Below are 10,671 nucleotides of genomic sequence, written 5' to 3'. Positions count from 1 at the left end.
CTCGCCCACGGAGACGACGGGCACCGGCGGCGACGGCGGCACGGTCGCGGAGGGCCCGGCCGAGCCGCAGCCCGTCGCCGAGACGCCCGCCGCCGCTTAGACCGCGTCGCCGCCTGATCCGCGGCGCTGCCCGGACCGCGTCGAGAAAGCGGCGCCCACCGCTGGGGGGGCGCCGTACCAGGCCCATCCGGTCAGGCACTGCATCACCGCTCGTCCGGCTGGGCACCGCATCGTTCGTTCGTTCGGTCGGGCACTGCATCACCGCTCGTCCGGCCGGGCACCGCATCGTCCGTTCGTTCGGTCGGGCACCAGACCACCGCCCAACCCGGCCAGACGCTTTGCACCCCGACAGTCGGTCGGAGGAAGCCGGGCCTTCCGGGGTGGCGGGGGCGCCTCCCGGTCGGGGTCGGCCGCTCCGGCCGACCAGCCGACGGCGCAGCGGACACGCAACCGCGATGTCCCGCCGACCGGGCCCGTCCCCGCCACACCGTCCGCCCGCCCCGTCCCCGTACCACCACCCCATCCCGCACCACCCGGAGTACCACCACCCATGGCATCCCGTACTCGCCGTTCCGGGCGCGCGTCCCGAGCCCCTGGCGGCTCCAGGCGCCGACGCCTGCCCATGCGTCTGTTGCTGCCCCTCCTCGTACTCGTCGCGCTGGGCGCGATGCTCATGCTGCGCGGATACGTGCACAGCGAGATCCTCGCCGACCACCGCGTCGGACCGCCCGCCGCGAACGACCGCGTCCCGAAGGACATCCTCAAGGGCGGCCCGGTCATCGACACCCGCAGCGGGAAGGCGACCAGCCTGGACCTCCCGGACCACGAGCTGGTGCTGACGTTCGACGACGGTCCCGACCCGATGTGGACGCCCAAGGTCCTCGACGTGCTGAAGAAGCACGACGCCCACGCCGTCTTCTTCATCACCGGCACCATGGCCTCCCGCTACCCGGACCTCGTCCAGCGCATGGTCGACGAGGGCCACGAGATCGGGCTGCACACCTTCAACCACCCCGACCTGTCCCTGCAGAGCAAGAGCCGGGTCGACTGGGAGCTGTCGCAGAACCAGCTCGCGCTCGCCGGTGCCGCCGGCATCCGCACCTCGCTGTTCCGCCCGCCCTACTCGTCGTTCGCCCAGAACATGGACAACAACACCTGGCCGGTCACCGAGTACATCGGCAGCAAGGGCTACATCACCATCGTCAACGACACCGACAGCGAGGACTGGCGCAGGCCCGGGGCCGAGCAGATCATCCGCAACGCCACGCCGAAGAAGGGCCACGGTGCCATCGTGCTGATGCACGACTCCGGTGGTGACCGCTCCCAGACCGTGGCCGCCCTCGACCGGTACGTCTCCGGGCTGACGGACGAGGGCTACCGCTTCCACACCCTCACCGCCGCCCTCGACGCCCCCAGCGCGCACACCCCGGTCGCCGGGCTGGAGACGCTGAAGGGTGACGCGTGGGTGTTCCTGGTGCAGGCCTCGGAGAAGGTGACCGGGGTGCTCGTCGCCGGCCTCGCCGTCGTCGGCGTGCTGGTCTTCGGCCGTCTCGGGCTGATGCTGATCCTCTCCGTGGCGCACGCCCGCCGGGTGCGGCGGCGCGGCTTCCGCTGGGGCGACCCGATCACGGAACCGGTCTCCGTCCTCGTGCCCGCCTACAACGAGGCCAAGTGCATCGAGCAGACGGTCCGTTCCCTCGTCGCCGGTGACCACCCCATCGAAGTGCTGGTCATCGACGACGGCTCCAGCGACGGCACCGCCCGCATCGTCGAGAACCTCGACCTGCCCGGCGTACGCGTCGTCCGCCAGCTCAACGCGGGCAAGCCCGCCGCCCTCAACCGGGGCATCGCCAACGCCAAGTACGACCTGATCGTGATGATGGACGGCGACACGGTCTTCGAACCGACGACCGTCCGCGAACTCGTGCAGCCCTTCGGCGATCCGCGCGTCGGCGCCGTCGCGGGCAACGCCAAGGTCGGCAACCGCGACTCGCTCATCGGCGCGTGGCAGCACATCGAGTACGTGATGGGCTTCAACCTCGACCGCCGCATGTACGACGTGCTGCGCTGCATGCCCACCATCCCCGGCGCGGTCGGGGCGTTCCGGCGCAGCGCACTGGAACGCGTCGGCGGCATGAGCGACGACACGCTCGCCGAGGACACCGACATCACCATGGCCATGCACCGCGACGGCTGGCACGTGGTGTACGCCGAGAAGGCCGTCGCCTGGACCGAGGCCCCGGAGTCCGTCCAGCAGCTGTGGTCCCAGCGCTACCGCTGGTCGTACGGCACCATGCAGGCCGTCTGGAAGCACCGCCGGTCCCTCGTCGAGCGGGGGCCCTCGGGCCGCTTCGGCCGGGTGGGCATGCCCCTGGTCTCGATGTTCATGGTCGTGGCGCCGCTGCTGGCCCCGCTGATCGACGTGTTCCTGCTGTACGGGCTGGTGTTCGGCCCCACGGAGAAGACCATCGGCGCCTGGCTGGGCGTTCTCGCGGTACAAGGGGTGTGCGCGGCCTACGCGTTCCACCTGGACAAGGAACGCATGACCCACCTCATCTCACTCCCGCTCCAGCAGATCCTCTACCGCCAGCTCATGTACGTCGTCCTGCTCCAGTCCTGGATCACCGCCCTCACCGGCGGCCGGCTGCGCTGGCAGAAGCTGCGGCGCACGGGCGCGGTGGGCCTGCCCGGGGGCGGAACGCCCGCACCCCGGGCGATGGACGGGAGGCCGGTCGGATGACCACCGCTCCCGTCACCGAGGCTCCGCGGCAGGAGCCGACCGCCGTCAAGAAGCCCGGCCGCGACCGGTACTTCGACCTGCTGCGCGCCCTCGCCCTGTTCCGTGTCGTGCTGTACCACCTGACGGGCTGGGCCTGGCTGCCGCTGGTGTTCCCGTCCATGGGCGTGATGTTCGCGCTCGCCGGGAACCTCATGGCCCGCTCGCTGAAGCGCCCGGCCGTGCAGGTGATCCGCGGCCGGATGCGGCGGCTGCTGCCCCCGCTGTGGCTGCTCGGCGTCGTCGGCGTCACCGCCATGGTCCTCCAGGGCTGGGGCCCGGACGAGGACGGGCACCCGGGCTGGTGGCTGCTCCACCTGGCCTTCTGGATCGTCCCGCTCAGCGACCCGCCCTACGCGGAGGGGCTGCCCGGCGTCCACGGCTTCATCGGCGAGAACTGGGCCGCGGACCTCGCGGGCCCGCTGTGGTACATCCGCGCCTACCTCTGGTACGTCCTGCTGTCCCCGGTGCTGCTGAAGGCCCTGCGCGTCCTGCCGGCCCTCACGATCTTCATGCCGGTCGCCCTGGCCGTCGCTTTCGAGCAGGGCTGGATCACGCTGCCCGGCGAGCGGATCCCCTCGGCGCTCACGGACTTCTCCACCTTCGGTGCCTGCTGGATCCTCGGCATGGCCCACCAGGAGGGCATCCTGAAGCGGCTACCGCGCTACATCGTGCCGTCCGTCGCACCCGTCATCTCGCTGGCCGGCCTCTGGTACGCCCTGCACCACGACTTCGGCACCGGCAACGACCTGGACAGCATGCCGCTCGCCCAGGCCCTGTGGTCCTTCGGCACGGTGGTCCTGCTGCTGCACCTCAGCCCGTCCTGGTCCGAGTGGCCACGCCGGCTGCGCCTCCTCGCGGGGACGATCACGCTGCTCAACTCCCGGGCCGTGACCATCTACCTGTGGCACAACACCTGCATCCTGATCGGCGCCACCCTGTGGGACCGGCTGTGGGGCTTCCCCGTGCTGGAGCAGAACGTGCCCGGGCTGCTGGAGAGCATCTGGCCGGTGCTGGTCCTGGCCTGGATCCTCATCGGCTGCTGCATCCTGGCCTTCGGCTGGGCGGAGGACCTGGCGGCCAAGCAGAGGCCGCGGCTGTGGCCGACGGGGGAAGCCCCGGCGAAGGCCCGCGGGGGCCGGAGGCGCGCCTGACGGACCCCGTTCCCCCGGGCCTCACCGGTGTGGAAAACTGCACGGGTTGCGCTTGTGAACGAAAGTGGCCCGGGGGAGCGGTGGGATGAGTAAGCGGCAGATGAAGAAGATGCTGCGGTTGATGGCGAGCGGGGAACCGGTCGAGCTCACCAGCCCGATGGCGTCCGTGAAGAAGCTCGCCCGGCTGGCCTTCGTCGCCCAGCAGTTCGGCTACGAGTACGCCGACGTACGCCAGAGCAGCGGCCGCAACGGCGCGCTCACCATGCTGATCCTGCCCGATCCGAGCCCGCAGGCCCGGGCCCGGGCCGGGCAGAACTGGGCGCAGTACCCCGACGCGGCCGACGGCGTCTCCCTGCCGCCGCTCGTGCCCGACGCCTTCGAACTCCTCAAGGCCCGCATCAACTTCGACCTCACCGGCAAGAACGCCGAGAAGCGCATGGGGTACGGGGCCCTGGGTGTCTCCGTCGGCTGTGTGATCCTCGCCTTCCGATTCGGGGGCGAGTCCACCGACTTCGTCGCGGCCGGTGTGGTGTGGCTGCTGCTCATGGCGATCTTCGGCATCGGCCTGGTGGTGACGCGCAAGCGCAACGCCAAGTTCGCGGCCCGGCTCCAGGCTGCCGGGTTCACGCCGATCAGTGATGAGGGCGGTCGGGTGCGGTATCTGCCACCGGGTGCGCAGATTCCGGGGCAGCATGCGGGCCAGATTCCAGGGCAGATGCCCGGCCAGGGGACCCCCTTCGCCGCCGGACCCTACGGCCGGCAGGCCCCCGGCCCCTACCCGGGGCAGCCCTCCGCCCCGGCCGCCGGCCCCTACCCGGGGCAGCTCTCCGCCCCGGCCCCGTACGGCCACCAGCCCACCCCGGGGCCCCACAGCGCGCCCCAGCCCCCGGGCCCGTACGCCGCGCCGCAGCAGCCTCAGCCGCCGTACGGACAGCCGCAGCCCTACCCCCAGCAGGGCGCCCAGCCGCCGCACCCCCAGCAGAACCCGCACTGGCAGCCCCCGCAGCGCTGACGCCCCCGCCCCCTGTCCCGCTCTTGAGCAGGGGGCGACCCACACGACCTCTCATCCGCCCTCTCCGCCGGGTGAGAGCAAATTCCCCTTCCGGTCATCCGGTGCCACAGCCCGGAAACGAGCCCTCCCTACCTTCGTGACCAGCCACTGGCAGTGCGACCTGAGCCCGGAGAACCGTGGAGGCCTGAGATGACAGCCCCGACCCCCGTCAGTACAACCCCCAAGGGGTCTCGCTGGATCGAGCAGTGGGATCCCGAGGACGAGACCTTCTGGGAGTCGGAGGGCAAGCACATCGCCCGCCGGAACCTGACCTACTCGGTGATCTCCGAGCACATCGGATTCTCCGTATGGAGCATGTTCTCGGTCCTCGCCCTGTTCATGGGCCCCGAGTACGGCATCGACCCCGCCGGCAAGTTCTTCCTCGTCGCCGTTGCCTCCCTGGTCGGCGCCTGCCTGCGGGTGCCCTACGGCTTCGCTGTCGCCCGCTTCGGTGGCCGGAACTGGACCATCTTCAGCGCGGGTCTGCTGCTGGCGCCGAGCACGGCGCTGCTGTTCGTGATGGAGCCCGGCACCTCGTACTCCACCTTCATGCTGGTCGCGGTCCTCACCGGTGTGGGCGGGGCGAACTTCGCCTCGTCCATGACCAACATCAACAACTTCTACCCGCTGCGTCTCAAGGGCTGGGCCCTCGGCATGAACGCGGGCGGCGGAAACATCGGCGTCGCGGTCGTCCAGCTGCTGGGTCTGCTGGTCATCGGGCTCGTCGGCGCCGGCCACCCCCGTCTCCTGCTGGCGATCTACATTCCGCTCATCATCCTGGCGACCGTGCTGAGCGCCCGCTACATGGACAACCTCGCGCCGGTGCGCAACGACACCGGGGCGGCCAAGGAGGCTCTGAAGGAGGGACACACCTGGATCATGTCCTTCCTCTACATCGGCACCTTCGGCTCGTTCATCGGCTACAGCTTCGCCTTCGGACTCGTGCTGACGAACCAGTTCGGCCGCACGCCGCTGCAGGCGGCCGCCCTCACCTTCATCGGTCCGCTGCTGGGCTCGGTGATCCGGCCCATCGGCGGGCAGCTCGCCGACCGGATCGGCGGTGCCAAGGTCACGCTGTGGAACTTCGGGCTCATGGCCGTCGCCACCGCAGTCATCGTCACCGCGTCGGTGCAGGAGTCCCTGCCGCTGTTCATCGGCGGGTTCATCGCCCTCTTCATCCTCACCGGCGTCGGCAACGGCTCCACGTACAAGATGATCCCCGGCATCTACCGCGCCAAGGCCGCGGCCAAGGGAATGACCGGTGAGGGCGCGGCGGTCTACGCCCGCCGGCTGTCCGGCGCCTCCATGTCCCTCATCGGCGCGGTGGGCGCCCTCGGTGGCCTCGGCATCAACCTGTCGCTGCGCCAGTCCTTCCTCACCGTCGGCTCCGGAACCGGCGCCTTCATCGCCTTCCTCGCCTACTACGGCGTCTGCTTCGTGGTCACCTGGGCCGTATACCTTCGCCGCCCGGCCGCCTCGGAGACCCACGCCAGCTCGGCGACCGAGGCGAAGCCGCAGCTCAGCTACGCCGAGGTGTGACGTAACACCAGCGACATCACGCCGATCCGGGCCTGTCACGAGCCGTTGACAGGCTCGATCGGCATGTAGGTACGCCGTACCCACGAAGTACGACGACTGGATGCGGGACGAGAGCCATGTACGAGGAAGAACAGCGACCGGACCACGGGCCCCTGGCGGGTTTCACCGTGGGTGTGACGGCCGCGCGCCGGGCCGATGAGCTCGGGGTGCTGCTGCAGCGACGCGGTGCCGCCGTCCTGCACGCCCCCGCCCTGCGGATCGTGCCGCTCGCCGACGACAGCGAGCTGCTGGCCGCGACGAAGGAGATCATCGAGCAGGCGCCGGACATCGTCGTCGCCACGACCGCGATCGGGTTCCGGGGCTGGGTCGAGGCCGCGGACGGCTGGGGGCTCGGGGAAGAGCTGCTGTCCCGGCTGGGCGGCGTACGGATCATGGCGCGCGGGCCGAAGGTCAAGGGCGCGGTGCGGGCCGCCGGGCTGACGGAGGAGTGGTCGCCGTCGTCGGAGTCCATGGCGGAGGTGTTGGACCGGCTGCTGGAGGAGGGCGTCGACGGTCTGCGGATCGCGATCCAGCTGCACGGTGAGCCGCTGCCCGGGTTCGTGGAGGCGCTGCGGGCGGGCGGGGCCGAGGTGCTCGGGGTGCCCGTCTACCGCTGGATGCCGCCGGAGGACCTCACTCCGGTCGACCGTCTGCTGGACGCGACGGTCGCCCGGGCCCTGGACGCGGTCACCTTTACCAGTGCCCCGGCCGCGGCCTCGCTCCTCTCCCGGGCGAAGGACCGCGGGCTGCTCGACGAGGTCCTGGCGGCGCTGAGCCACGACGTCCTTCCGGCCTGCGTCGGCCCGGTCACCGCCCTCCCTCTGCAATCCCGCGGCATTGACACGATCCAGCCCGAACGCTTCCGGCTCGGTCCTCTGGTCCAGCTCCTGTGCCAGGAACTCCCCGCGCGGGCACGCTCCTTCCCCGTCGCCGGGCACCGCGTGGAGATCCGGGGCCACGCCGTCCTGGTCGACGGCGATCTCAAGCCGGTGCCGCCCGCCGGCATGTCCCTGTTGCGCGCCCTGTCCCACCGCCCCGGCTGGGTCGTCGCCCGCGCGGACCTCCTGCGCGCCCTGCCCGGCTCCGGCCGCGACGAGCACGCGGTGGAAACCGCCATGGCCCGCCTCCGCACGGCCCTCGGCACGCCGAAGCTGATCCAGACGGTGGTCAAACGGGGCTACCGCCTGGCCCTGGACCCGAGCGCGGAAACGAAATACGCGGACGCGTGAGTACGTCCGGGGGTTGAGCCGGATCGCGACATCCTTTGCCCCGTCGTCAGCCGGGGCGCGCTGCCTGTCGTCGGTGGGGCGGCCAAGGCACTGCGTGCGGGTCCGACTGGAGCGTGGTGCCGGTGGAGGGGTCTGGCGGAGACCCGGGCACCGTGCGTTACGAAGGTCCTTGCGTCGGGTGTTGCCGACGCGGGCGCGGCGTTCCACGGGTGCCCGACGGCTGCGTGACGTCGCGGTTCTGTGCGGCGGGGCCTGGCCGCCGGAGCGTGAAGCTCGCGGCCTGAGGGGGCGTGCGGCGGGGGGTTCGGCCGTCGGGGATGACCTCGTCGGGGGATGTCGGACGAGAGTCCGGGTCCTGGCGTTGCCGAGGGCGCGGGTGGGGCGCCCACGGGTGCCCGACGGCTGCGTGACGTCGCGGTTCTGTGCGGGCGGGGCTTGGCCGCCGGAGCGTGAAGCTCGCGGCCTGAGGGGGGCGTGCCGCGGGGGTTCGGCCGCCGGGGACGGCCTCGGGGGGGGGGTCTCCGACGAGAGGTCTGCCGCTGGAGCGATCGTCACCAGAGCGGGATGCCCTGTGGGATCCCCGCCGGAGCGTGACCTCGTGGAAGGCTTCTGGGGCGGGCCCGGCTGTCGGGCCCTGGTTCCGGCGGCCGACGCGGGACGCCATGCGCGGCCCCACGGCCCGGGCCGTGGCGCCCTGCGCGCCCCCGGCCCAGGCGGGACGCCTCGTCCGGACCCGGCCCAGGCCCGCCGCTCGCCGCGGGTGTGGCCGGAACGGGCGTTCCGTACCGGAGTCCGGCGCGGCGAGGTGTGCGCGAGGGGTTTTCGGCGTCGTAGCGGGCAGGCACTGTAAGAGGGAGCGGCCCACCGGCCCTCTCGTCGGTGTCCCACGCGACGCGTCTCACCGAAGCCCCCGCGACCGGGGTGAACCCTAGGCGGTGACAGGCACATGGCACTGGGTACGGCCACGGCCCCCTACGAGCTGCGGTTCGACGCCGGGCGGATCTGCCTGGACCTGCTCTCCACCACGCACCCGGAGGAACGGCTCGACTCCGTGGACGTGCTGCGCGCCTGGATCACCGGCTCCGGACTCGTCCCCGCGGACACCGACCTGGCCCACGCCGACACCGGCTGGCTGCTGGCCTTCCGCGCACTGCGCTCCCAGGTCGACCGGTTGGTGCGCTGCCGACCGAGGCCGGGAGTCGCGACGTACGACCTCGCCCTCGCCCGGGTCAACGACCTGGCCCGCACCGCGCCCCCGGCCCCGCGCGCGGTCCGCGGCGAAGACGGCCAGCTGCTGCGGCGGTTGGACGGCCCGCCCGGCTGCGCCGCCCTGCTCGCGGCCGTCGCCCGGGACGCCCTGGACCTGCTGACCGACCCCGTCGCCCGCGCGGCCCTGCGCCAGTGCGAGGGGGACAACTGCCCCATCGTGTACCTCGACACGTCCCGGGGACGCAGGAGGCGCTGGTGCTCCAGTGAGGTCTGCGGGAACCGCGAACGCGTCGCCCGGCACCGCCGCCGCGCGGCACTCGCCCGCGCGTAAACGGAATTGAGTGGTCCGTGCACTCAATTCCCCTGTCCTAAATGCGACTTCTGCGACCCCGGCGTCGAAGTGATTTCGATTACATGCCGTTTACCTACGCCACCGTAGGGGAGGCGTGGCTTGATCTTGTCGATGTGGCGGAAATGTGAAGAACGCAGGGTGGGAATGTGACTCCATGTCCCGCTCGTCACGTCATCCCGAAGAAATCTGCCGGGTCTCTTTGAACGCCCAACCGCTCGCATCCGTACGGCATGTGGAGCGACCGACTGGGGGAACCCCCGGACATCGGAGGTGGGCGTGCGCAAGGATTCCGTCGTGGCCAATGAACGAGCACCGAGGGCCCGACATCGCATGTCCCAGCCCTCGGAACCCGACGAGGAGTTGATGCGTGCGCTCTATCGCGAACACGCCGGACCTCTGCTTGCGTATGTCCTGCGCCTGGTCGCCGGAGACCGGCAGCGCGCCGAGGACGTCGTGCAGGAGACGCTCATCCGTGCCTGGAAGAACGCCGGTCAGCTCAATCGAGCGACCGGATCGGTACGCCCCTGGCTGGTGACGGTCGCCCGGCGCATCGTCATCGACGGCCACCGCAGCCGGCAGGCCCGGCCGCAGGAGGTCGACCCGTCGCCGCTGGAGGTCATCCCCGCGGAGGACGAGATCGACAAGGCGCTGTGGCTGATGACTCTCTCGGACGCACTCGACGACCTGACCCCTGCCCACCGGGAGGTGCTCGTCGAGACGTACTTCAAGGGGCGTACCGTCAATGAGGCTGCCGAGACCTTGGGCATACCCAGCGGAACCGTCCGCTCCAGGGTGTTCTACGCCCTGCGTTCGATGAAGCTGGCACTGGAGGAGCGGGGGGTGACGGCGTGATGAGTGTTTACGGGGGTAACCAGGGATTCGGTACGGGAGGCGTGGGTATGTCTGGTCCCATGCAGGAGTCCCCGGTGCCGAATGAGCACGAGACCGTCGGCGCCTACGCCCTCGGCATCCTCGACGACGCCGAGGCAACCGCTTTCGAAGCCCACCTCGCGACCTGCGAATGGTGCGCTCAGCAGCTCGACGAACTGGCCGGCATGGAGCCGATGTTCGCCGCCCTCGCCGATCTGCCCGGCTCCGGCAGCACCCCCGCGATCGGCGAGTCGCTGTCCGCGAAGCCCCGGCCGCGTCTGGTGGAGAAGCTGGTCGACGAGGTCGCCGACCGCCGCGCCCAGAAGCGCCGCCGCAGCTTCTACATGGTGGCCGCGGCCGGGGCGCTGCGGAGCCGCGGTCGGGGCGGCCGCCGGGGTCGGGTCGCCTCGGGGCAAGAGCAGAGAGATCGGGGGGTTCGGTAATGCCGGTGG

At 71.3% G+C, this 10,671-nt stretch carries 7 protein-coding genes and 1 pseudogene; all 8 read left to right on the top strand.

Annotated elements, in window-relative coordinates; all coding sequences use genetic code 11:
* Positions 1–550: 550 nt before the first annotated feature.
* A complete protein-coding gene (locus tag ABZ281_RS20530; protein WP_356657419.1) occupies positions 551–2,740 on the top strand; it encodes a bifunctional polysaccharide deacetylase/glycosyltransferase family 2 protein in 2,190 nt (729 codons plus the stop codon).
* Positions 2,737–3,930 (top strand): acyltransferase, encoded by a 1,194-nt coding sequence (locus ABZ281_RS20525; protein ID WP_356657417.1) that lies wholly within the window; start codon positions 2,737–2,739, stop codon positions 3,928–3,930. Before ABZ281_RS20530 ends, ABZ281_RS20525 begins: the two co-directional genes overlap by 4 nt.
* Positions 3,931–4,015: 85 nt before the next feature.
* Positions 4,016–4,942, top strand: a complete 927-nt coding sequence (locus ABZ281_RS20520; RefSeq protein ID WP_356657415.1) for a hypothetical protein — start codon at positions 4,016–4,018, stop codon at positions 4,940–4,942.
* A 189-nt stretch (positions 4,943–5,131) separates the two neighbouring features.
* On the top strand, positions 5,132–6,520 hold the full coding sequence (locus ABZ281_RS20515; RefSeq protein ID WP_356657413.1) for a nitrate/nitrite transporter: 1,389 nt from the start codon (positions 5,132–5,134) through the stop codon (positions 6,518–6,520).
* Positions 6,521–6,636: 116 nt separating this feature from the next.
* The gene (locus ABZ281_RS20510) at positions 6,637–7,788 is read left to right on the top strand and encodes a uroporphyrinogen-III synthase (protein WP_356657411.1); all 1,152 of its coding nucleotides are present in this window, start codon (positions 6,637–6,639) and stop codon (positions 7,786–7,788) included.
* Positions 7,789–8,734: 946 nt separating this feature from the next.
* Complete coding sequence (locus ABZ281_RS20505; RefSeq protein WP_356657409.1) at positions 8,735–9,328, top strand: ABATE domain-containing protein; 594 nt, start codon at positions 8,735–8,737, stop codon at positions 9,326–9,328.
* Positions 9,329–9,679: 351 nt separating this feature from the next.
* The gene (locus ABZ281_RS20500) at positions 9,680–10,201 is read left to right on the top strand and encodes a sigma-70 family RNA polymerase sigma factor (RefSeq protein ID WP_010039908.1); all 522 of its coding nucleotides are present in this window, start codon (positions 9,680–9,682) and stop codon (positions 10,199–10,201) included.
* 47 nt (positions 10,202–10,248) lie between these two features.
* Positions 10,249–10,587: pseudogene (locus tag ABZ281_RS20495) on the top strand (zf-HC2 domain-containing protein); the annotation flags it as partial.
* Positions 10,588–10,671: the final 84 nt, after the last annotated feature.

This window comes from Streptomyces sp. NPDC006265 (genome assembly GCF_040613555.1).
Classification (GTDB): Bacteria; Actinomycetota; Actinomycetes; order Streptomycetales; family Streptomycetaceae; genus Streptomyces.
Note: the sequence above shows the minus strand (reverse complement) of the source record. Positions and strands in the feature narration are given on the sequence as shown.

Coding starts and splice junctions, on each gene's coding strand:
- ABZ281_RS20530 (WP_356657419.1), top strand. CDS start 551: ATGGCATCCCGTACTCGCCGTTCCGGGCGCGCGTCCCGAGCCCCTGGC.
- ABZ281_RS20525 (WP_356657417.1), top strand. CDS start 2,737: ATGACCACCGCTCCCGTCACCGAGGCTCCGCGGCAGGAGCCGACCGCC.
- ABZ281_RS20520 (WP_356657415.1), top strand. CDS start 4,016: ATGAGTAAGCGGCAGATGAAGAAGATGCTGCGGTTGATGGCGAGCGGG.
- ABZ281_RS20515 (WP_356657413.1), top strand. CDS start 5,132: ATGACAGCCCCGACCCCCGTCAGTACAACCCCCAAGGGGTCTCGCTGG.
- ABZ281_RS20510 (WP_356657411.1), top strand. CDS start 6,637: ATGTACGAGGAAGAACAGCGACCGGACCACGGGCCCCTGGCGGGTTTC.
- ABZ281_RS20505 (WP_356657409.1), top strand. CDS start 8,735: ATGGCACTGGGTACGGCCACGGCCCCCTACGAGCTGCGGTTCGACGCC.
- ABZ281_RS20500 (WP_010039908.1), top strand. CDS start 9,680: ATGTCCCAGCCCTCGGAACCCGACGAGGAGTTGATGCGTGCGCTCTAT.